This window comes from Xanthomonas sp. LMC-A-07 (assembly GCF_030208825.1).
GTDB classification, from domain to species: Bacteria; Pseudomonadota; Gammaproteobacteria; order Xanthomonadales; family Xanthomonadaceae; genus Xanthomonas; species Xanthomonas campestris.
In genome coordinates this window covers 14,512-37,872 of sequence record NZ_JARVTF010000012.1, presented here as the reverse complement: position 1 = coordinate 37,872, position 23,361 = coordinate 14,512, and the positions used below count along the sequence as shown (strand labels likewise).

The window sequence follows — 23,361 nt, the reverse complement described above, 5'->3', positions numbered from 1 at the left end:
CGTGATGCAACACCACGCACCTGCCTGTCACACAGCCGCCTCCGCTATGCCTGCCAATCTATGCTGCCCTGCAGCGTGATGTCTGCGATTTGGTAGCGCTAACATCCGGCGCCACCAGTCGCCTGTTGCTCCGCCGCTTCATCGCCGCCCCGCATCCGCCGGTGCCGGCACTCCCTGCGCAGGGGCGATGCGTGGGACATCTGCTCACCTGATAGGGAAGGGATTACGGTGAAGAACAGTTATGCACGTACCACGTTGTCCTGCGCATTGAGTACCGCCTTGCTGGGCATGGCCAGCACCTGCGCCTTTGCGCAATCCACCGATGCAGGCGCTGCGGCCACGACCGCACAGACGCAGCCCAACACCGCCGGCAGCGGCGATGCCGTCACCCAGCTCGATACTGTCACCGTCTCCGGTTACCGGCGCAGCATCCAGTTTTCCACCGATGCCAAGCGCGATTCGGTCGGCTTTGCCGACACCGTGTTTGCCGAAGACATCGGCAAGTTCCCGGACATGAATATCGCCGAGTCGCTCAACCGCATTCCCGGCGTGCAGCTCTCGCGCGACGTCAATGGCGAAGGTCTCAACATCGCCATCCGCGGCCTGGGCACCAGCTTCACCAAGACCACGCTCAACGGCGCCAGCATCGCCACCGCCTCGATCGGCCTGAACGCGCAGAACCAGAACCGCGAGGTCGACCTCAACCTGTTTCCCACCGAGTTCTTTACCCAGCTCACCGTGAGCAAGACACCTACCGCCAGCATGCTCGAGGGCGGTGTCTCCGGCGTGGTGGACATGCGCAGCGCGCGCCCATTCGATCGCCCCGGCGTGCACGTCACCTACCAGGCGCAGGCAGACTGGAACAGCACCAGCGAAAAGACCACCCCGCGCGGCGCGGTGATGGGCAGCTGGACCAACGAGCAAGGCACCTTCGGCGCGCTGTTCGGCGTGGCCTCGGTGCGCAGCAAACTGGGCGTGGAAGGCTTCGAGAGCGTGGGCTGGACCAATCCCGGCCTCACCTACACCCAGTGCGGGCTCACCCCACCGGCCGGCACGCCGGCAACCAACCAACCCACCGCCTGCAACGTCAATGGCGGTGGCAACTGGCGCATTCCCGACCGCGTGCCGGCCACCGCCGGCAGCGGCCTCACCACGGGCGAAACCATCGACGCGGCATGGCTGCTGGCGCGCAACCCGGGCCTGAGCATCGACCAGATCAGCGATGCATTGATTCCGCGCCTGGGCCGCAGTGTGTACATGACGGGCGATCGCGACCGCGATGCCTCGGTGATGTCGCTGGAATGGCGCCCGTCCGACAGCATGCATTTCTACCTGGACACGCTGTATTCGGAAGCCAAGCGCACCACCGAGCGGATCAGCATGAATTTGATCGGCCGCAACGGCAACATGATCCCGCTCGGCATGCAGCTGGATCAGAACAACGTGGTCACCAGCGCCACCTTCGCCAACGCGCAATACTTCCTGGAAGCGCGCCCGTACCGCGAGGAGGTCAAATTCTGGAGCGTCAATCCGGGTGCCGAACTGCTGTTCGGCGAGAACCAGGACATCAAGCTCAACGTGCAGGCCAATGCCACGCGCAGCTGGCTGGCGCGCGAGTCGCCCAGCATCCTGGTCACCTCGCCATTCACCACCGTGGACTACCGCAACGAGGGCGGCGACCGCCCGTCGATCAGCAGCCCGCTGGACCTCAACGACCCTAACCTGGGTTGGGGCTGGGCCGGTGGCCGCGTCAACATCCAGAACGAAAAGCGCGTCACCCAGACACGCGGCGCGCGTGCCGACCTGCAGTTCGGCGAAGACAAGCGCAACATCAAGATCGGCACCTCCTACGACCAGGCCGAGCGCACCATCCGCGGCTTCGACAACAGCACCGCGTGGGAACAGGTGATCTGCCGCGGCGGCGGCGGCAACGTGTGCAATGGCGGGCCGGGTTCGGCGATCCCCAACGCGGCGTTGTCCGGCTATTTGCGGCCCGGCCCGGGCGGGTTCATCACCGCCGATTTCAACCGCTTCCTTGGCGATACCAACTACTACGCGTTGCGTGATTCCGCACCGGAAACCAACTCCGCCAACACCGGCGCCTCGGCCGGCGGCATCCGCGAAAAGAACCTGGGTTTCTACATCGAAACCAATGCCGAAACCGAAGTGTGGAACCGCACGCTGCGCCTGAATGCCGGCGTGCGCTACGTGACCACCGACCAGACCATCACCGGCCCGGTCACCATCAACGGCATCCGCCAGGTGCAGGTGCTGGATTCGGACTACAAGGAAACCCTGCCCTCGTTCAACGTGGCCTGGGATGTGGCCGACAACGTGGTCATGCGCCTGTCCAGCTCGCGCACGCTCACCCGTCCCGACCCCAGCGCGATGTTGCCCAACACCAACTTCAGCGACCCCTCCGCGCAGACCGCGACGCAAGGCAATCCCAACCTGGCACCGTACCTGTCCACCAACGTCGACTTCGGCGGCGAGTGGTACACCGGCGGCGAAGGCTATGTGGGCCTGACGTTGTTCAACAAGCGCATCAGCGGTTTCACCGTTAACGGCGTGCGGCGCATCCCGTTCAATGATCTGGGCGTGCCGTACGAGAGCCTGCTGCCGATCCAGCAAGCCGGCCTGGACCAGCGCGGCGGCCCGAATGCAGCCACCGTGGACGTGCAGACCCAGGTCAACGCCGATGGCGTGCTGAACATCCGCGGCACCGAAGCGATCTGGGTGCAGCCGCTGGACAAGCTGGTCGACGGCCTGGGCTTCAGCGTGAACTACACCCACGTCACCCAGTCCTCCGAAGGCGAAGGCGTGCCCGCCGTGGCAGTGGGAGTGGCGCCCAACCTGTGGAACGGCACCGTGTACTGGGAAAAGAACGCCGCCTCGGTGCGCCTGTCCTACACCTGGAACGACGACATGGTGATCTCCGGCGCCAACCAGAACGGCATCCCGTATGCACGCCTCAACGCCGATGCACGCGGCCAGCTGGATCTGTCGGCGAGCTACGCGCTGGATTGGCTGCCATCCAAGCCGCAGATCACGCTCAACGTGACCAACCTCACCGACGAACCGCTGCGCACCACCTACGCCTGGCCCAACGCCACCTATGACCTGTACCAGCCGGGGCGCACGGTGATGCTCGGCATCCGCGGTACCTTCTGAGTGTTGCCGTCACCGGTCGCGGGTCCTCCCAACCGCGACCGGTGGCGCACTGCGCGCCGCGGCGTTTCCGCAGCACTCCTCGAGCCTGCCCCACCTCATGAATGATCGGTCACAGCAGCTGTCCTTGCGCGAAAAGATCGGCTACAGCCTGGGCGACCTGGCGGCCAATCTGATCTTCCAGACCCTGGTCACCTTCCTCGCGTTTTTCTACACCGATGTCTTCCGCATTCCCGCAAGCGCGGCCGCCACGCTGATCTTCGTGGTCGGCCTGCTGGGCGCATTTGTGTTCACGCCCATCATCGGCATCCTGGCCGATCGCACGCGCACCCGCTGGGGCAAGTTCCGCCCGTGGATCCTGTGGACGGCGCTGCCGTTCGGCGCGCTCTCGTTGGCCGCGTTCAATACCCCGGCACTGGGCGAGCACGGCAAGCTCATCTACGCCTTCGCCACCTACACGCTGTTGATGCTGGTGTATGTGGCCAACAACCTGCCGTATTCGGCCTTGAGTGGCGTGCTCACCGGCAGCATGGAGCAACGCAATAGTTTGTCGGCGTATCGCTTTCTGGCAGTGACCTTCGCGCAGTTCATCATCCAGGTGCTGTTGCTGCCGCTGGTGCTGATCCTGGGCAATGGCGACAAGGCGCAGGGCTTTCGCAACACCATGGCGTTGTTCGCCGCGATCGGCACGCTGTGCTTTTTGATTACCTTTTTCACCACCCGCGAGCGCGTGCTGCCGATCACCGAGCAGCGCACCAGCGTGCGCCAGGACCTCACCGACCTGGTACGCAACAAGCCATGGCTGGTGATGCTGGCGCTGACCATCCTGGTGTTCATCAATCTCGCCATGAAAGGCGGGATGTACATCTACTATTTCAAGTACTACCTGGACGCCGGCGCCTTGGCGCAGTTTCTGGATAACGCCGGCTTCAACCGCTTCATCGGCGCCATCAACGGCGTGCTCACCGGTGCCGGCATGAGCGCACTGCAGTGGCCGCAGGACGCGCCCACCTCGGCCTTCAGCGTGTTCAGCGCCGGCGGCATCCTGGCGATGATCGTGGGGATTGGTTTTTCCAAGCGCCTCGCGGACCGCTACGGCAAGCGCAATGTGTTCGGTGGCGCGCTGCTGATGTCCACCCTGTTTCTGCTGGCGTTCTACGTTTACTCGCCCACGGCGATCGGCTGGGTGTTCGCCTCCTACGTGCTGCACGGCTTTTTCTACGGCATCACCATCCCGTTGCTGTGGGCGATGATCGCCGACGTGGCTGACTACTCGGAATGGAAGAACCACCGGCGTGCCACCGCCATCATCTTCTCGGCCATGTTGTGCGGCCTGAAGATCGGGCTGAGCGTGGGCGGCGCCCTGGTCGCCGGCATCCTGGCGTTCTACGGCTATGACGCGGCAATCCCGCAACAGAGCGCCGCGGTCAACGGCGGCATCCGCCTGGCCATCAGCGTGTATGCGTCCATTCCGTTCCTGCTCGGCACCGCGCTGCTGGCGCTGTACGAGATCGACAAGGCGCTGGAAACCCGTATCGAACACGAGCTGGGCACGCGCCGCCAGGCCGCGCCGCTGGCTGCTGGCTGATACCCCTCCCCTCCCTCTCATGCACAGGTACGCGCATGTCCAATGAACTGGAAGCCGCCGCACTGCAGGCCCTGGCGCGCACCGCCATTTCCACACCGCTGGTCACCCACGTCTACACCGCCGACCCGTCCGCGCATGTGTTCGACGGCGCCCTGTACATCTATCCCTCGCACGATATCGATGCTGGTGTCGCCTTCAGCGACGATGGCTCGCACTTCGACATGGCCGACTACCACGTGTTCCGCATGGCGCATCCTGATGCGGCGGTGGAAGACCTGGGCCAGGTGCTGCACGTGCGCGATGTGCCGTGGGCACAGCGCCAGATGTGGGCGCCGGATGCCGCGCAACGCGATGGCAAGAACTACCTGTATTTCCCGGCAAAACGGGCCGACGGCATCTTTCAGATTGGCGTGGCGGTCGGCGATGGACCACAAGGCCCGTTCGTCGCCGAACCCGAGCCCATCGCCGGCACCTACTCGATCGACCCGGCCGTGTTCGCCGACGACGACGGCGCGCATTACCTGTATTTCGGCGGCATCTGGGGCGGCCAGCTGCAGCACTACCGCGACAACGTGTATGCCGCCACCCACCAGGAACCGGCCGACGATGCACCTGCGCTCGGCCCGCGCGTCGCCCGCCTGCGCGAGGACATGACGCAACTGGCAGAACCCACCCGGGAGATCGTCATCCTCGACGAACACGGCGCCCCGCTGCGCGCCGGCGATCACGCCCGCCGTTTCTTCGAAGGCCCCTGGGTCCACCACCACGCCGGCCGCTATTACCTGTCGTATTCCACCGGCGACACCCACCTGATCTGCTACGCCACCAGCGACTCACCCTACGGCCCGTTCGTCTACCAGGGCGTGCTGCTCGACCCGGTGGTCGGCTGGACCACGCACCACTCCATCTGCGCGTTCGAAGGCCAGTGGTATCTGTTCTATCACGACGCCGTGTTGTCGGGCGGGCAGACGCATCTACGTAGCATCAAGATGGCGCCGCTCGAGCACACTGCAGATGGGAAGATCGCGCGCATTTATCCGTATGGAGAAGCGGCCGTGTCGCCTTGGTGACGCGCTGAGGTGTTGCTGGTTGCGAGGTTCAAGACCCGTCATATGCTCGATCGCAGTAGTGCACGGGGCGCTGCTCGTGCATGTGCCTATACGCATCGCTGATGGCCTGTGTAGCGACTGGCTCTTGATCGGGCAGGCATCAACTTGAGGTTCAATACAGCGCTGACTCACACGCAATCTCGACGCGCTAGCGTTCTCGCCGCAATGCTGAAGCAACTTGAACGGTAGAGTCCGGTCAGCGCGCTAGAGCCCGTCGCATCTCGGTAAAGGATGCCCTGCACAACGTGCATCCAGACGCATCGTTGCTACGTAGGCCTAGGAACGTATTTCTCTTGGGTGAGGTTGCCATGCGGCAGGGTTCGATGCTGTTCTTACTGACACTCGCAGTCTGCGGGAGTGCAAGCGGCAGCGAGCCGCGTCCCGCATTGCCCCGCGCAGACAGCGTTGACGTGCCGCGCTTCATGGGCGACTGGTACGTCATCGCGCACATTCCCACCCGGCCGGAACGCAAGGCCTTTGACGCAGTGGAGCGGTACGCGCTGCGACCGGATGGCCGCATCCAGACCACCTTCACCTTCCGCAAGGGCAGCTTCCAGGCGCCGCTCAAGTCCATGCACCCGGTCGGCCAGGTCGCGCCGGACGGCAACGGCGCGCTCTGGAGCATGCAGTTTCTGTGGCCGTTCAAGGCCGAGTACGTGATTGCCTGGCGCGATGCGAACTACACGCAGACCATCGTGGCGCGCAGCAAACGCGATTACGTCTGGTACATGGCCCGCACGCCGCAGGTCTCCGACGCCGACTATCAGCAGGCCATTGGGCGCATCGCAGCCATGGGCTACGACGTGAGCCAACTGCGCCGCGTGCCGCAGTCAGTGCGCTGATACCCAGCCGCGCGATGGAGGGTCTGCGAGCTGTGCAGTCCTCCGAACCGGCCGAATGCGTCAGGCGTCTTTCGTGTCCACAGAAAATTCCCATCCATCGTTCAAGCCGCCCAAGGGCTTGGCCTCGCTGGCCAGCTCTTCCTCGAACGCCGAAATCGCCTTGTACGACGGCACCATGGTCGGATACACCGTGACATCCATGGGAAATGCCGTGTTTTCTGCGTAATGGCAGCAGCGCACCTTCTGCTCGAAGCGCAGCAGCGTCACGGAAAATTCCAATGCCGATTCTTTCGTCGGGAACACCACGGAAAACGCAATCTCCCGCGGCTTGGAAAGATCCACCCCTTGCTGGGCGATGTGCCAGAGGGTGTCGCCGTTATCGTCGTTGGGATACAGGTCAGGGTTTCGCTGCATGGTTGCTTCAGTCTGTGAGGCCGGTTGCCGAATGCGCATCGTAGCGTCTGGCTGGTGTGCGGTCTGAGTCAGTGCCGCCAAGCGCCGGGCGTTGGATCGTGCAACCAGCCGCGTCCCGTTTTACCAACGCTTGCCGCAGCAATGAGTGCAACGCAGGTGGCCGCGCCAGGCGCGACCACCTTGATGACGTTACGGAATCCAGACCAGATTCATCAACTGCGGGTCGGCGGTGACCTTGACCAGCTTGCCGCTGGGGCCGAACTGCACCTGGTATTCGGCGAAGCTGGTGCGCCAGTAGCGCCACAGCGAGGCGTCCAGGTTGGGGTTCTCGCTGCTGATCGGGTAGCCGACCGCCATCAGCACCTGTTCGCGGGTCATGCCGCCGGTGAGCTTGCCTTCGGTGATGGCCTGGCGGATCTTCGGCGGGAAGGTGGCCAGCTTGAGCTTGGGGTCGGCGGTGACCACATAGCGGGCGGCGAAGGCGGTGTTGTCCAGGTCGCGGCTGTAGTCGTTACCGATGGACTGCTTCTCGCCGGCGACCTTGATGTTGACGCGGTTGCGGCCAAAGCCGGTGACGCTGACCGGGGTGCCCACGGCAAGCACGCGCTTGCCGTCTTCGGCGTAGTTGCTGTCGCTGATCCAGCTGCCGTCGGTGCGCAGGTTGCAGCACAGGAAACCGTCGTACTTGGTGACGTCGGCGGCCGTGGCCAGGCCGGAGGCGGTGAGCAGGCTCAGGGCCAGCAGGGAAGAACGCAAACGCATCGTACAGACTCCTTTCTCGACGGCCGTGGCCGCGCGGCAATGATGGGGTGGGGCGCGCCGCCGTTTCCCCAACGGCGCGCCCGCATTGTCGCAGCCTCCGCCGGGTTGGCAAGCCGGGTGACGCAGGTCGCCGGGGGTTGTGTATGCTCGGGGGGTGGAGACGCTCTCACCCGCCGAGATTGCCGAGCAGATCGCCGAGTTGCGACGCGCGCACCGCGCGTTGGACGAGGAGATCCAGCGCGTGCCTGCCAATGTGGACGACGAGCTGCAGATGAAGCGCCTGAAAAAGCGCAAGTTGCACCTCAAGGACTGCATCACCCGGCTGGAAATGGAGCTGGTGCCTGACGAGCCGGCCTAGGTCGGCGTCGTTTCTGGTTGAGCTCGTTTGTTGGCGTGGAACTGGCGCGCCTGTGCAGATAGTGCGCTTGACGTTCGCGCCCCCGAGTCTGGGTGTTGAGGTCTACCTGTTGAGGTTGGCCTGCCGCCAGTGCAGCGCTTGAGTGGCTGCAATGCCGCATACCCTGCTGAAGCCTCTCTCGCCTTGAGAAAGAAGCTCTGCTACCGCGTGCCGATGGAATCGCAGCGCTTGGTGCAGGCCGATGCGCGGCATTGAGCGAGCTTTCCTGCGTCAATCCGCCTGATCGATCGCGGCCAGTCGTAATCAGCCTTTTCTGGCAGCGGCTTTGCACAGGCGAGCCAACTGCAGGCACTGGAAGCACGCGAGTGATCGGGTGCAGGCATCGCGTGGCGATACCTGCACCCGTGTGCTCAGCCCGCGCGCAGCAGGATCTTGCCGCTGCGTCCGGGCTCGTCGCTGGCCGCGGCGGCCTTGGCAGCATCCTTTAAGTCGAACACCGCTTCCACCGGCAGCGCCAGGCTGCCATCGAGCGCGGCCTTGAGCAGTTCGCCGATCATGCGGCGCTTGTCCTCGGCCTTGGTGGCCTGCATCACCTTGCTGCCCCAGAAGCCACGCACAGTGGCCTGCTTGAAGATCACATCGCCACTGGAGACCTGCAGCGGCTCGCCGGTCATCGCGCCGAAGGAAATCAGCTCGCCGCCTTCGGCCAGCAAGGCCATCAGCTCACCGGCTGCACTGCCGGCGACCGAGTCGATGGCGCGCACGATGGGCGCATCGCCGGCCAGCGCGCGCACCTGCGCCTGCCAGCCGTCCTGCGCAGTAGACACCGCATTGCCGATGCCCAGCGCCGCCAGCTCGTCCACGCCCGCATCGCGACGCACTAGATTGATCACCTGGATACCGCGCGCCGCGGCCAGCATCGCCACCGTCTTGCCGACCGCACCGTTGGCGGTGTTCTGCACGATCCAGTCGCCTTTTTTCACCTGCAGGAATTCGATGAGCATCAGCGCGCTCAGCGGCATGGCGATCAACTGGCAACCGCGCTCGTCGTCCAGACCATCCGGCAACGGCACCACGCCGGAGGCGTCGGCAAGGAAGTACTCGGCCCAGGCCTCGTGCACACCGGCGGCAACCACGCGCTGGCCGACCTGCAAGCCCTCGACACCCTCACCCAGCGCATCGATGACACCCGCCGCTTCGCTGCCGCCGATGGCTGGCAGTTCCGGCTTGTAGCCGTAATTGCCGCGCACGGTCCACAGGTCATGGTTATGGATCGGCGCGCGCCGCATCGCAACGCGCACCTGGCCCTTGCCTGGCTGCGGCGTGGGGCGCTCGCCCAGTTCAAGCACCTTGGCCGGATCGCCGAATTGGGTATGGATGGCTGCGCGCATGGAGGTCTCCTGCCGGGCACGCTCTTGCTGCGACGCGCCCGATCGTTGTGAAAGGTGGCGCGATGCTATCGGCAGGGCTGCAAGGAAGGGATGAAGCGAACGGAACTGCTGCGTGAAGTTGTTGGCGTGCGCGCGTAGTGACGATGCTCTGCTGCAGCGCTGGAGGACTGCGTGCTGGCCGACCCTCACCCGCCCTTCGGGCACCTTCTCCCGGGGGAGAAGGGAAGCGCCTTGCGCGTCTGCGCCTACCTACACGTGCCCTGCCATTGGCCCACCTCACGTACTGCAGGAGACGATGGCGTTTGTACCGCCGTCTTACTCAGCCGGCGGCGACACCACATCCGGCTTTGCCGCTTCCGGGCTGACGCGTTCGATGGTGTGGCGCAGCTCGCGGCCGAGGATGAACTTGGCGTCCTTGGCCCACGCGTCCAGGCGCTCGTCGAACATCAGCTTGCTGTTCTCGTCCGGCCACACCAGGCGCAGTTCGCGCAGTTTCTGGATGAAGCTGCGGAACAGGGTCTTGTCGAAGAACTCCGGCGCGGCCGGTGCATACAGCAGGCTCAGACGTTGCGCGGCCTGCTGGCACAGGCTTTCCAGCTCGCCGGCACCGAGCACGCCGGGGCCGTTCTTCACCAGCACCGAAATGGCGATGTAATAGCGCTCGAACGCCTGCTGCAACGAATGGCCGATCGCACGCAGGCGGAACACCTCGTCGGTCTGCCCGGTGTTGCGCGCCAAGATGCCGCCATCGTCATCGGTGACGTTGAGCAGCAAGCCCTCGCGCACGAACATGTCGATGGTCTGCTCGATGCGTTCGGCAAAGCGGTCCTCGCTCCACGGCAGGAACAACTCGGCCTGCAGGAAAGGGTACACCGTGCGGCCCAGCCGCAACAATCCGGCGCGGCTCATGCGGCGGTTGTTCTGGAAGCAGCACGCCACCCACGAGGAGGCGGTGAACAGGTGCAGCACGTTGTTGCGGAAGTAGCTCAGCAACACCGCGGTATCGCCACTGACGCTCAGCACATCGCCCAGCGGGTGCGAGACGCGGGTGAGCACGTTGATCTCTTCAGCGTGGGTGATGATGCGCGCCGGCGTATGCGGCGTGACCGTGACGCGGTCCGAATACGGCATTTCGGCCAGCAGCTTCTTGCACAGCTCGATCTGCGCGATCAAATCGGCTTCGCCCATCGCGTGCTTGGGCGTGGACAGCAGCGCCAGCGCGAGCAGGTTGATTGGATTGACGTCGGCGGCGCAGTTGATGCGGGTCTGGATCTGCGTGGCCAAGGTGTCCACCGCCGGTGCAAGCCAGGTCGGCTTTTCATCGTCGGGCAGTGGTTCGCCATTCCATTCCGGCGCGTGCTTGGCCAGCACGTCGTTGAGCGCGATCGGCTCGCCGAAGTTCACCACCACCTGGCCGTAGTTCTGCTTGAGCACCTTGGGGATGGACCACAGCAGGCCCCAGATCGATTCCTTTTCCTTCGGGCGGCCGGTGAGTTCGTCGAGATAGCTGTTGCCTTCCATCAGCTTCTCGTAGCCGATGTACACCGGCTGGAACAGCACTGGCTTGCGCGGCTGGCGCAGATACGCGCGTAGCGTCATTGCGATCATGCCGCCCTTGGGCTGCAACAAGCGGCCGGTGCGCGAGCGCCCGCCTTCGACGAAGTACTCGATCGAATAACCGCCAGCCACCAGCTGCGCCACGTATTCGCTGAGCACCGCCGAATACAGCGCGTTGCCACGGATGCTGCGGCGGATGAAGAACGCGCCGCCCTTGCGCAGCAGCGTGCCCACCACCGGCAGGTTGAGATTGATGCCCGCCACGATGTGCGGCGGCACGATGCCGCGCTCATACAACAGGTAGCTCAGCAGCAGGTAATCCATGTGGCTGCGGTGGCTGGGCACGTACACCACTTCGTGCCCGGGCGCGGCCTGCTTGAGCTTGTCCAGGTGATGCACCAGCACGCCGGCGTAGATGCGGTTCCACACGTGGGTGAGCAGGAAGCTGGCCGAGCGCACCACCGGGCTGGAATAGTCCGCGGCGATTTCCCAGGCATAGGCGTGCGCCTTGCGCCAGGCATCGACCGGCTTGGAGTTGTCGCGCTTGGCCTGGGTGGCGATGGCTTCGCGCACCGAATCGGCGGCCAGCACCTGGTCCACCAGCAGACGGCGGGTGGACAGATCCGGGCCGATCACCGCCTCGCGGATGCGCCGGAAATGCGTGCGCAACACGCGCTGCAACTTGCGCAGCGTGCGCTCGGGCGGCAGCCCTTCGGCCATGGTCTGGCGCAGCGAGATGGGCGGCGCGAAACGCACGATGGTGGTGCGGCCATTGAGCAGTACCGAGAGCAGGCGGCGGAAGCGGCCGACCAGCGCCCAGTTTTCAGAAAACAGCACCGCAAACCAGCCGCTTTGCTTGTCCGGCGCACGGCCGACGAAGATCGACACCGGCACCAGATGCACGTCCAGGTCGGCGCGCACGCGGTGCGCCTGCAGCAACTTGGCCAGCGAATCGGAATGCGTCTTGCCGCCGCGTTGTTCGGGGATCAGCGAATTACTGCTGCTGCGCCGCGACAGCGCCAGGTAGGCGCGCTTGCGCTCCAGCGGGTCGCCCGGCAGCGGCACCAGCGGCGACGGCAGGCCGGCTTCGCGGCAGGCCTTGTCCAGGATCAGGGCATTAGAGAGGCCGTAATCCTCGAGCACATACACCACCGGCTTGCCGTCGTCGTAGCGCCCGGGTTGTTCGGGTTCGATGGTCAGGCTCAGCCACGGGTCGGCCAGCCGGCCGAGCAGGCGCGCCCACCACGGGCGTTTGGCCACGCGTGCCGGGGCGAGCACTGGCGCGGCGGGCGCCGGTGCGTCCAGCGCCACGGGCGCGGCAGGCGGCAGCGCAGCAGCCGTCGCGCCGGTCTCGGCGCCGGCAGGGCTGGGCGGGGCGGATTGGCCGTCCGGGAACGGCAGGGGATTCTGTTCTGGCATCGCCGTCATTATCGCCCACCCGGGCCTTTGCCGGTGCTGGCAGGCAGCGCGGGCGTGGCCGCCGGCGTGTCGGGCGCCGCCGCAGCAGCGGGTGGGGACGCCGCCGGCACTGCGCGCAACACGGCCTGCACGTCGTCCTGGGTCTGCTGCTGATACCAGTGGCCCTCGCGCTTGATCAGGCTGACGCTGAGATCGATGTCGCGCGCGGCCAGTGGGTAGCGCAGGCGCACCTGAGCGCTGTCGCCCTGCTGCTTGACCAGGCCGGTGCGCAGCGCATCCAGGCTGCTGTCCAGCGACAGGTCGTAACGCTCCAGCACCTTCTTGCAGGCCGCCCAGAACGGCCCGAGCCGGCGCAGGCTCTCTTCCATGCCCAGCTGCTGCAGGTCGGCGTCGGACTGGATTCCGGTGGCACGCGCGGCGGCCACCAGCTCGGCGATGCTGGCCTTGGCGCGCGGGCGGTCGGCCAGCGGCGCAGTGGCGGCCCAGGCGCTCAGCGCATTGACCAGCTGCACGTAGTGGGCGCGCTGCTCCGGTTGGTAGTCGGTGCGGCTGCGCAGGTACTGCACGCCGAACTGGCCCAGCGACTGCGCAGCCTGGCGGATGCCCTGCGCCTGCCCGGCCAGTTGCTGGTCGAAGGCCTGCTGCAGGCGGCGTTCGGCATCCGGGGCAGACAGGTTGCCCAGCAAGCTGCCTACCTCATTGGGCAGCGGCAGCTCGGTCAACGGCCAGCGGCTGGCGCCACTGCGCCAGGCCGCTTCCAGTGCGGTGTATTGCGTGGGCGTGACCCGGATGCGCGCATAGGCGACCAGGTCGTTGCGGCGCAACGGCGTGGTCATGGCCTGCATCGCCGCCGCCGGTTCGGCATTGGCACCTGGCAGCGCGGTGGCGTGGTCGCTGCGCTTGCAGCCGCCCATGCACAACAGCGCAAGCAGCAACCACCCGGCGGACTGGAACCGACCTGGGCGGACGGTGGATAGCGACATGCGCACGATGTTCCCCTGATCGATCGGCGCATCTTGCTGTCTGAATGCAGCCGCGGCAAGGCGCTGGCCTTCCGTGCGGGCGCGTACGGTGCGCGGCGCGGTGACGCGCGGCGCGCTGCACGATGGCGCCGGATGTCAGGCGCTGACCGCTATTGTCTTCTCGGACAAAGTTGTCCATGCCCGCGCCCGGAGTCCTTGCCGGAGTAAGGATTCGCCCGATGCTGCAATGCATCATGTAAGCGCTTGCAGTTCCTGTTAGCGTGCGCGCCATCTCGCTCTGAGGTCGCCATCGGATGGGGCCGATGTCATTCATGCGCAAGTTCGCCACGAACGCTCTGCCCGTATGGACCGTCCGCCAGCCCCTGGCGCGCGTCGCCTGGCGCATGCTTTGGGGAAACACGCCATGAGCCGGCCACGTTCGGACAGCGGCAGCGTCACCATCAAGGATGTCGCGCGCGAGGCGCAGGTGTCGGTGGCCACGGTGTCGCGCACCATGAACGGGCATCAGCATGTGGCCGAGTCGGTGCGCGAGCGGGTGCTGCAGGTGGCGCGCGCGCTGCACTACATCCCGCATCACGCCGCGCGCAGCCTGAGCAGCCGCCGCACCCACACCATCGGTGTGGTGTTGCCGGACCTGCACGGCGAATTCTTTTCCGAATTGATCCGCGGCATCGACCAGGTGGCGCGCGACCAGGGCTATCACCTGCTGGTCTCCAGCTCGCACGGCGACCCGCAGGCGCAGCGCAAGGCGCTGGAACGCCTGCCCGGCCGCGTCGACGGCGTGGTGGTGATGTCGCCGTCGCTGGGCGATTCGGGCGTGCACGAAGACGCGCTGCCCGGCGGGCTACCGGCGGTGCTGCTCAATTGCGCCGGCACCGCCAGCCAGCGCCCGGTGCTCAACGTGGACAACTACGGCGGTGCACGGGTGATGACCCGCCACCTGCGCGACAGCGGCCACCGCCGCATCGCCTTCATCGCCGGGCCGGACGACAACTTCGACGCGCACGAACGCCTGCGCGGCTACCGCGACGAACTGGCGCTGGATGCGCAGGCGCAGCCGTGGGTGCTGCCAGGCAACTTCGACGAAGAATCCGGCTACCGCGCCGGGCAGACGCTGGCGCAGCACGACCGCCCGGACGCGGTCTTCGCCGCCAACGACATGATGGCGCTGGGCTGCCTGTTCGCGCTGGGCCACGCCGGGCTGAAGGTGCCGCACGACATCGCACTGGCCGGTTTCGACGACGTGCCGATGGCCCGCTACGTGCTGCCGGCGCTGACCACCATGCGCGTGGACATCGCCGGCCTGGGCGCACGCGCGCTGCGGCTGTTGCTGGGCCAGCAGCTGGTGGACGCTCCGGCGCCACCGGCCGATGCCGCACCGCCGGCGTTGTCGGAGATGGTCCCGGAGCTGATCGTGCGCGCATCCAGCGCGCCGCGGAGCGCATCCGGTGGCTGAGGCGCGTGCGCCGCGTCGCATCTTCACGCGATCTTTGCAGTTTCTTATGGTTTTTTAACTTACGCCGTTTGCTTGATTTGGTTGCCGCTGTTCTTGAAACAACGCATTACACGCGCCACGCCAGCGACTGCCGGTAGGCGCCTGACCCCTGGGAGGGGGACGCCATGAAGACCTACCGTACTGTCTCGACCTTGCCGGCGCGCAGCCTGCTGGGCTGCGCGCTCGCCGTTTCGCTGCTGGCCACCACCCCGGCCATGGCGCAGTCCAGCAATGCCACGTTGCGTGGGCAGGTGTCGGCAGGCCAAGCCGGAACCACGGTCACCGCCACCAACGTCGCCAGCGGCGCAGTGCGGCGCGCGACCACCGGTGCCGACGGCAGCTACGCGCTGGTGGGTCTGCCGCCGGGCACCTACAAGGTCGACGCCGGCCCCGGCACCGAACAGACCGTCACCTTGTCGGTGGCCTCGTCGGTGAGCCTGGATCTGGGCGGCAGTGGCGCCAATGCCGCGGCGCCTGCCGGCGATGCCACCACGCTGGATGCGGTGCAGGTCACCGCCACCACGCTGCAAGAGGTCAAGACCTCCGAGGTGGGCACCAACATCTCGCTGAAGCAGATCAACACCGTGCCGCAGCTGACGCGCAACTTCCTGGAGTTTGCCGACACCGTGCCGGGCATGCAGTTCGAGACCGATGCCAACGGCAACAGCCGTATCCGCGGCGGCGCGCAGGCCAGCTCGGCCGTCAACGTCTATATCGACGGCGTTGGCCAGAAGAGCTATCTGTTTGGCGGTGTGTCCGGTCAGCAGCAGAGCGCCGGCAACCCGTTCCCGCAGCTGGCCATCGGCGAATACAAGGTCATTACCTCCAACTACAAGGCCGAGTTCGACCAGGTGGGGTCGGCGGCGATCGTGGCGTCCACCAAGTCCGGTGGCAACGAATTCCACGGCGAGATCTTCGGGCGCACCACCAACACCGATTTCCGCGCGCGCCAGGCCGACGAACGTGCCGGTGCGCCCAATGCCGATGGCAACAAGCGCCAGACCCACCAGGACGAGTACGGCATGGCCTTCAGCGGGCCGATCGTCAAGGACAAGGCGCACTTCTTCCTCAGCTACGAGGGCAAGGGCTTCGAGGTCTCGGCCAATCCGGTGTCGGTGCCCGACAACTTCAGCAACCTGCGCGACGACTTGCCGGCCGGCGTGCAGAGCCGCCTGGGTTCGGTCACCCGTCCGTTCAACGAAGACCTGTACTTCGGCAAGATCGACTGGGACATTGGCGCCAACGATCGCCTGGAGCTCACCGCCAAGTACCGCGACGAAGAAAGCCGCGATAGCGTGGGCGATCGCAATACCGCCATCGCCGCCAAGATCAACCTCAACACCGAAGAACGCTACGACCTGCGCTGGCAGCATTTCGGCGAGAACTACGTCAACGAAGCACGCGTGTCGTACGAAGACGTGCTGTTCAACCCGACGGCCTACACCATCGGCAGCCAGAGCGTGTACACCCGCGCCATTGCCGAAGACGACGTGCTGATCAACGACGATGCCACCAGCGGCCTGGCGATCCAGCGCAAGGGACAAAAAGGCCCGAGCTTCCAGAACGACCTCACCCTCAACAACATCGAGTGGCACGGCAACCACGTGATCAAGATGGGCGTGAAGTACAAGGAAGTGGAGCTGACCCAGAGCGAAAACTCCGCGGCCAACCCGTCGTTCTACTACGCCGTCAACGATGGCGCAGGCACCGCGCCCATTCCCTACCAGGTGCGCTTCAATCTGCCGTTTGCCGGCGCCGCGCCGTCGGTGACCACCACCAGCAAGCAGCTGGGCCTGTACCTGCAGGACGATTGGGACGTCAACGACAAGTTGCAGTTGAACATCGGCGTGCGCTGGGACGGCGAAAAGATTCCGTCCTACCTGGACAACGTGACCCCGCCGGAAGTGATCGCCGCATTGAACGGCCCCGGCACCGACCCGGCGGTCAGCGCCACCTATGCCGAACAACTGGCCAAGGGTGGAGTGAACATCAACGACTACATCAGCAACGGCCGTAACCGCAAACAGGACAACAACAACTTCGCGCCGCGCCTGGGCTTCTCCTACGACTTCCGTGGTGACGAATCGCTGGTGCTGTTCGGCGGTGCGGGGCGCAGCTACGACCGCAACCTGTTCGACATCATGGGCCTGGAACAGGTCAAGTCGGCGCTGTCGCAGTACACCATCCGCTTTGTCGAATCCTCCGGCTGCACACCGGCGGCCGGCACCTGCACCAACTTCAATCCGGCCTTTCTCAGCAACCCGGACAGCCTGGGCGGGCTGGTCGATGCGCGCGTGCGCAACGGCGAGATCGACCTGCTCAACAACGATCTGAAGACGCCGTATTCGGACCAGTATTCGATCGGCCTGCGCACCCGCGTGGGCGACTGGAGCAACTCGGCCACCGTGTCCTACATCCACAGCAAGGACGGTTTGATCCTCACGCTGGGTAATCGCTATCCCAATGGCGATTTCTTCCAGGCCGGTGCACAGCCGTGGACCCAGCCGCCGCCGGGATTTGGCAACCTGATCATCGGCAACAACGGTGTGGAGACCAAGACCGCGCAGTTGCTGCTGTCCACCGACAAGGCCTACACCAAGGAAAGCGGCTGGGGCCTGACGGCGGCGTACACGTTCTCGCGCGCACGCGGCAACCGCGGCAATGACGATCAATACGGCTTCGATGCCGCCACGATCGCCAACTACCCGTTCCTGGATCTGAATTCGGTGCCGCGCCACCGCCTGGTGGTCACCGGCATCTACGACTTGTTCTGGGGCATCAGTGCCTCGGCCAAGTTGACGCTGGCCACGGTGCCGCCACGCAACGAGGCGGTGTCGTACGACCTCTACGGCGGCCCGCCATCGGACAACATCCGCATCGTGTCGGTGGACGCACCCGGCGGCAAGTTCCTGGCCGGCGGCGACATCTTCGGCACCCGCCAGCTGGACCTGTCGCTGTCCAAGGACATGCACATCACCGATACGGTGACGGTGCAGGTGCGCGGCGATCTGATCAATGCGCTGAACTTCCGCAACTACGACCAGTACAGCATCGATTGGGGAAACAACGGTGTGTACAACCCGCGCGCGAGCATCAACCAGTACGGTGCGATGACCACCCCGCCCCGCACCTTGTTCATGAGCGCCCGCATCATCTGGTAACTGTTTGAGCAGCCGTTCGACCACGCTGTCGAACGGCTGCTGCTATCGCTACCGGAGTTCCGCTTTTTATTCCCGTGCATGGTCAGCGCTTCGTTCCGGACTGGTAACGGTTACTGGTCCATCGCTGACGGTGCACCGACGCGCTCGCTGTGCAGCACGCCTTGATTCCGGCGCTGCGTGCGCAGCCCGTTTTGAAGTGTTTTTGTCGTCTTTTGTTTGCAATGCCTGTTGTTTGTTGCTGTTGCCCGCTGTTCCCGTGTCACTCACATCAAAGCACCAACCTCGACGCGCCAGTCACTCCACTGGTTCGCGCTTTACCCCTGGGAGGGGGAAAGTCATGAAGAAGCACCGTACCGTCTCCACCCTGCCCGCGCGCAGCCTGTTGTGCTGCGCCCTGGCCGCCTCGTTGTTTGCCACCACCCCGGCCATGGCCCAGTCCAGCAACGCCACGTTGCGCGGCCAGGTCGCCTCCGCGCAGAGCGGCAGCGAAGTCGTCGTCACCAATGTCGCCACCGGCTCGGTGCGACGCGCGCCGGTCAATGCGAACGGCAACTACACCATCGTCGGTTTGCAGCCGGGCACCTACAAGGTCGAATCCAACGGCATCAGCCGCACGGTGACCTTGTCGGTGGCCTCCAGTGCCACTGTCGATCTGGGTAACGAGACGGCGGCTGCGCCGGCCGGCGATGCGACCACACTGGACACGGTGACGGTCAGCGCGCCGATGATTCGTGACGTCAAGACCTCGGAAGTAGGTAATACGGTTTCGCTGCGGCAGATTCAGCAGTTGCCGCAGGCTACGCGCAACTTCCTGGAGTTCGCCGACACTGTGCCGGGCATGGTGTTCACCATCGACCAGGACGGCAACACCAAGTTGCGCGGCGGTGCTTCCAACGCCAGTTCCAGCAATTTGTATATCGACGGTGTGAGTCAGAAGAGCTACGTCTCCGGTGGCGGTATTGCCGGCCAGGACGAGACTCAGGGCAATCCATTCCCGCAGCTCGCCATCGGCGAGTACAAGGTGATCACGTCGAACTACAAGGCCGAGTACGGCCAGATCAGTGGTGCGGCGATCACCGCAGCCACCAAGTCCGGCACCAATGAGTTCCATGGCGAGGCGTTCTATCGCTTTACCAATCAGGATCTACGTGAGAGGCGCCCGGACGAAGAAGACGCCAAGGTCGATTCACAGACCAAGGAATACGGCTTTGCCATCGGCGGCCCGTTGATCCAGGACCGGATGCATTTCTTCTTTGCCTACGAAGGCAAGGACAACGTGGCGCCCAAGAGCGTGCAGCCGAGTGCCGAGGCCTCGCCGTTCATTGGCCTGCTGCCGTCCAATCTTCGCGATCAGTACGGCGCGTCCAACATGCCGTTCACCGAAGACCTGTACTTCGGCAAGATCGACTTCGAGCCGACCGATAACGATCGCATCGAACTGGCAACGCAGTACCGTGACGAAACCCAGGTCAGTAATGTCGGCGGCCAGAACGCGCCGGACCGCGCGGTGGACAAGATCAACAAGGACAAGCGCACCAGCCTGCGCTGGCAGCACAGTGCCGACAGCTGGTTCAACGAAGCCATCCTCACCACCGAGGATTCGCGCAATGTGCCGACGCCGCGCGGTGTCGGCAACGGCTCGATCTACACCTACATTGATCGCACGCAGGCCGATCCGCGTCAGTGGGTATTTCTCAACACCGGTGCTGCCAGTGGCGAAGACTTCAAGCTGCGTAGCCAGAAGGGCTGGTCGTTCCAGAACGACCTAACCTTCAATGCGCTGGAGTGGCATGGCGAGCACACCATCAAGACCGGCGTGACCTATCGCGACATCAAGTTGACCTCGCGCGAGTCCAGTTCGCTCAACCCGCAGTTCAGCTATGAAGTCGGCCAGAACGGTGTTGCGCCGGTTCCCTTCCAAGTGCGCTATATCCGTGCATTCGACAATCCCGGTCAGGTGCCGGTGGTCGAGTCGCCGTCCAAGCAGTACGGCATCTACCTGCAGGACGACTGGGCTGTGAACGACAAGCTGATGCTCAACATCGGCGTGCGTTACGACTACGAAGACACCCCGGCTTACACCGACTTCGTGACCTCGCAGCCGTTCATCAATGCGCTGTATTCGGACGACCCAGACAACCCGGGTCAGCCGTGGGCCAACCGCCTGCTGCCCAGCGGCATCAACGTGGCCGATTACATCAGCACCGGCAACAACCGCAAGAACTTCAAGGACGCCTGGGCACCGCGCTTCGGCTTCTCGTATGACTTCTTCGGCGATGAGAGCGCGGTGCTGCATGGCGGCGCCGGTCGCTCTTACGATCGCAACCTGTTCGAGCAGCTCGCACTGGAATCGGTCAAGGCTGCGCTGTCGCCGGTGGTGGTGTACTTCAGCGATGCTGCCAGCGGACAGGGCTGCTTCCGCGACGACCGTGCGTGCACGGCATGGAATCCGGCATATTTCACCGGTATTGATCAGCTCAATACGATCGATGGCACCAGTGACAGCTCCGAGCTTTTCATGTTCAAGAACAAGCTCAAGACTCCGTACAGCGATCAGTACAGCATCGGTATCAGCAACCAAGTCGGCGACTGGTTGACCGACGTAACCTTCCAGCGCGTGCTGGCCTATGACGGCCTGGTGATGAGCCTGGTCAACCGCTACCCGAATGGTGCGTACTTCGACGCCACCGGCAGCGTGCCCTGGGGCGAGCCGGTGCCGGGCTACCGCAATACGATCCTGGGCTACAACGGCTTGGAGCAGCGTAGCAGCCAGGTGTTGCTGTCGGCCGAGAAGCCCTACACCAAGGAATCGGGTTGGGGCTTGAACCTGTCCTACACCCATACCAGCGCGCGCCAGAACCGCACGATCGACGAGCCATTTGCTTTCGACAAGGCGACCATTCGCGACTACCCGTTCGTGAAGTCGGATGCCGTGTCGGCGCATCGTTTCGTTGCGTCCGGCTCGATCGATGGCCCGTGGGGCGTCACCTTCGGTGCAAAGCTGGTGCTGGCCACGCCGGAGCCGATCAACACGATCGCCTGCTACGGCTTTACCGATCCGGATGGCGGCACCTGCCAGGCCGTGGGCGTGACCCCGCCGGGCAATGGCAAGTTCCTGCTGGGTGGCAAGATCTGGGGATATCGCACCGTCGATCTGCAGGCGAACAAGGAGTTCACCGTCGTGGGCGACTTCAAGCTCAACGCACGTATCAACGTGCTGAATGCCTTCAACTTCAAAAACTTCACCCAATACCAGTACAACAGCTTCGGTAGCGACGGACGCTTGCAGCCTGATATCACCGTGGTCGACAACGGCGAGATCAGCTATGTGCCGCGCAGTGTCGTCCTGGAAGTGGGTGCAAAGTTCTGATGCAGTGCACATCCATGTGCACGCTGTCGGCGTGTGCATGATCCGAACGGGGCCGCTTGGCCCCGTTTGCCTATCCGCGGTTTCCTCTTTCGTGCAGGATCGAACGCATCATGATCCCCGCTCCACTCCGCAACATCGTCATCGTCGGCGGCGGAACCGCCGGCTGGATGGCGGCCGCCGCGTTTGCCCGCGTGCTTGGCCCCAGCTTCAACGTGCAGCTGATCGAATCCGAGCAGCTCGGCACCATTGGCGTCGGCGAAGCCACCGTGCCGCACATCAAGGCGTTCAACAATCTGCTCGGCATCGATGAAGCCGAGTTCGTGCGCCAGACCCAGGGCAGCTTCAAGCTCGGCATCGAGTTCGTCGACTGGCAACGGCCGGGCACCTCGTATATCCACGGCTTCGGCACCCAGATCGGCCATCCGCTCGGGCTGCTGCCGTTTCATCAGTACTGGATCAAGCAACAGCTGCGCGGCAAGGCGCAGCCGTTGGGTGCCTACACGCTCAATACCGTTGCCGCCACGCGCGGCAAGTTCATGACCTCCGCCGGCGATGTGCCAGCCAATTCGCCGCTGGCCAACATTGCCTACGCGTATCACTTCGATGCCAGCCAGTACGCGCGCTTTCTGCGCGGCTACGCCGAGCAGCGCGGGGTCACGCGTCTTGAGGGCTTGATCGAACAGGTGCAGCTGGATGCGCACACCGGCAACGTGCAATCGGTGCAACTGGCCTCCGGGCAGGTGGTCAGTGGCGACTTGTTTATCGACTGCTCCGGCTTCCGCGGTCTGTTGATCGAAGAGGCGCTGCACACCGGCTACCACGACTTCACCCATTGGCTGCCGTGTGACCGCGCATTGGCCGTGCCCTGCGAAAAAGTCGGCCCGCCCACGCCCTACACCCGCTCCACCGCGCGCGCAGCCGGCTGGCAATGGCGCATTCCGTTGCAGCACCGCACCGGCAATGGCTACGTGTATTCGAGTGCACACATCAGCGACGACGAAGCCGCCGCCACGCTGCTGGCCAATCTGGATGGCACACCGCTGGCCGATCCGCGCCCGCTACGTTTCACCACCGGGCGACGCAAGCAGTTCTGGAACCGCAACGTCGTGGCGTTGGGGTTGGCCAGCGGCTTTCTGGAGCCGCTGGAATCGACCAGCATCCATCTGATCCAGTCCGGCATTTCCAAGCTGCTGGAGCTGTTCCCACGCGAGGGCATCAGCCCGGTGCTGGTGCAGCGCTACAACGACCGGCTGGCCTTCGAGTTCGACCGCATCCGCGATTTCCTGGTGCTGCACTACCACGCCACCGAACGCGACGACAGCGCGTTCTGGCGCCACTGCCGCACGATGCCGATCACCCCGGAGCTGCAGGCCACGCTGGACCTGTTCCGCGACAGCGGGCGCTTCTACCGCAATGCCGAAGAGATGTTTGCCGAAATCAGCTGGGTGCAGGTGATGGTGGGCCAGGGCATCCTGCCGCAGGGCTATCACCCACTGGTGGACCAGGTGCCGGACACCGACGCCGAAGGCTTTCTGGCCAGCGTGGCGCAGACCATCAGCCATTGCGTGGACGTCATGCCGACCCACCAGCAATTCATCGACCGCTATTGCCGCGCTGATCCAATGCGGTGAGTGCGCGTTGGCAAACCTGGCCCAGACAAGGTCAGCGTTGCCGTCGCGAGGGGCTCACGCTGCGCCCGCCGCGGTGTGGCACAAGGCAATGGGGATCACCGTGTGGTGCGGCC

Annotated in this window: 14 protein-coding genes; 9 read left to right on the top strand and 5 right to left on the bottom strand. The window is 64.8% G+C overall.

Annotated elements, in window-relative coordinates:
• The first annotated feature begins 228 nt into the window (after nucleotides 1-228).
• The 4 genes from QRM89_RS13515 to QRM89_RS13500 all read left to right on the top strand — a co-directional run bounded on the left by QRM89_RS13515 (nucleotide 229) and on the right by QRM89_RS13500 (nucleotide 6,707).
• Nucleotides 229-3,171, top strand: coding sequence for a TonB-dependent receptor (locus QRM89_RS13515; protein ID WP_285448240.1), 2,943 nt, complete (start codon nucleotides 229-231; stop codon nucleotides 3,169-3,171).
• Between the two features lie 97 nt (nucleotides 3,172-3,268).
• The gene (locus tag QRM89_RS13510; protein ID WP_115573872.1) at nucleotides 3,269-4,756 is read left to right on the top strand and encodes an MFS transporter; all 1,488 of its coding nucleotides are present in this window, start codon (nucleotides 3,269-3,271) and stop codon (nucleotides 4,754-4,756) included.
• A 35-nt stretch (nucleotides 4,757-4,791) separates the two neighbouring features.
• On the top strand, nucleotides 4,792-5,826 hold the full coding sequence (locus QRM89_RS13505) for a glycoside hydrolase family 43 protein (RefSeq protein ID WP_285448239.1): 1,035 nt from the start codon (nucleotides 4,792-4,794) through the stop codon (nucleotides 5,824-5,826).
• A gap of 347 nt (nucleotides 5,827-6,173) precedes the next feature.
• Nucleotides 6,174-6,707: a lipocalin family protein gene (locus QRM89_RS13500; protein WP_114999294.1), complete on the top strand. Its 534-nt coding sequence runs from the start codon at nucleotides 6,174-6,176 to the stop codon at nucleotides 6,705-6,707.
• A 60-nt stretch (nucleotides 6,708-6,767) separates the two neighbouring features.
• On the opposite strand, the gene QRM89_RS13495 is transcribed toward QRM89_RS13500, so the two are convergent.
• Both QRM89_RS13495 and QRM89_RS13490 read right to left on the bottom strand, forming a co-directional pair.
• A complete protein-coding gene (locus tag QRM89_RS13495) occupies nucleotides 6,768-7,121 on the bottom strand; it encodes a ribonuclease E inhibitor RraB (protein ID WP_228424440.1) in 354 nt (117 codons plus the stop codon).
• 189 nt (nucleotides 7,122-7,310) lie between these two features.
• On the bottom strand, nucleotides 7,311-7,883 hold the full coding sequence (locus QRM89_RS13490; protein ID WP_042595818.1) for a hypothetical protein: 573 nt from the start codon (nucleotides 7,881-7,883) through the stop codon (nucleotides 7,311-7,313).
• 154 nt (nucleotides 7,884-8,037) lie between these two features.
• On the opposite strand from QRM89_RS13490, the gene QRM89_RS13485 reads away from it, so the two are divergent.
• On the top strand, nucleotides 8,038-8,241 hold the full coding sequence (locus QRM89_RS13485) for a YdcH family protein (protein ID WP_014509561.1): 204 nt from the start codon (nucleotides 8,038-8,040) through the stop codon (nucleotides 8,239-8,241).
• Between the two features lie 410 nt (nucleotides 8,242-8,651).
• Here the strand turns inward: QRM89_RS13485 and QRM89_RS13480 are convergent, their stop codons facing one another.
• The 3 genes from QRM89_RS13480 to QRM89_RS13470 all read right to left on the bottom strand — a co-directional run bounded on the left by QRM89_RS13480 (nucleotide 8,652) and on the right by QRM89_RS13470 (nucleotide 13,591).
• Nucleotides 8,652-9,632, bottom strand: coding sequence for a zinc-binding dehydrogenase (locus tag QRM89_RS13480; RefSeq protein WP_285448238.1), 981 nt, complete (start codon nucleotides 9,630-9,632; stop codon nucleotides 8,652-8,654).
• Between the two features lie 315 nt (nucleotides 9,633-9,947).
• Nucleotides 9,948-12,617 carry a glycerol-3-phosphate 1-O-acyltransferase PlsB gene (gene plsB, locus QRM89_RS13475; protein ID WP_011039197.1) on the bottom strand — a complete coding sequence of 890 codons (2,670 nt, stop codon included), beginning with the start codon at nucleotides 12,615-12,617 and terminating at the stop codon, nucleotides 9,948-9,950.
• The gene (locus tag QRM89_RS13470) at nucleotides 12,617-13,591 is read right to left on the bottom strand and encodes a hypothetical protein (protein WP_285448237.1); all 975 of its coding nucleotides are present in this window, start codon (nucleotides 13,589-13,591) and stop codon (nucleotides 12,617-12,619) included. The genes plsB and QRM89_RS13470 overlap by 1 nt, the downstream gene beginning before the upstream one ends.
• Nucleotides 13,592-13,994: 403 nt before the next feature.
• On the opposite strand from QRM89_RS13470, the gene QRM89_RS13465 reads away from it, so the two are divergent.
• The 4 genes from QRM89_RS13465 (at nucleotide 13,995) to QRM89_RS13450 (ending at nucleotide 23,248) form a co-directional block, all read left to right on the top strand.
• Nucleotides 13,995-15,047, top strand: a complete 1,053-nt coding sequence (locus QRM89_RS13465; protein WP_012439663.1) for a LacI family DNA-binding transcriptional regulator — start codon at nucleotides 13,995-13,997, stop codon at nucleotides 15,045-15,047.
• 164 nt (nucleotides 15,048-15,211) lie between these two features.
• Nucleotides 15,212-18,247, top strand: a complete 3,036-nt coding sequence (locus tag QRM89_RS13460; protein ID WP_285448236.1) for a TonB-dependent receptor — start codon at nucleotides 15,212-15,214, stop codon at nucleotides 18,245-18,247.
• 337 nt (nucleotides 18,248-18,584) lie between these two features.
• The gene (locus QRM89_RS13455; protein WP_011039201.1) at nucleotides 18,585-21,617 is read left to right on the top strand and encodes a TonB-dependent receptor; all 3,033 of its coding nucleotides are present in this window, start codon (nucleotides 18,585-18,587) and stop codon (nucleotides 21,615-21,617) included.
• A 110-nt stretch (nucleotides 21,618-21,727) separates the two neighbouring features.
• Entirely contained in the window at nucleotides 21,728-23,248 is a 1,521-nt protein-coding gene (locus tag QRM89_RS13450; protein WP_285448235.1) for a tryptophan halogenase family protein, read from the top strand.
• The last annotated feature ends 113 nt before the right edge of the window (nucleotides 23,249-23,361 follow it).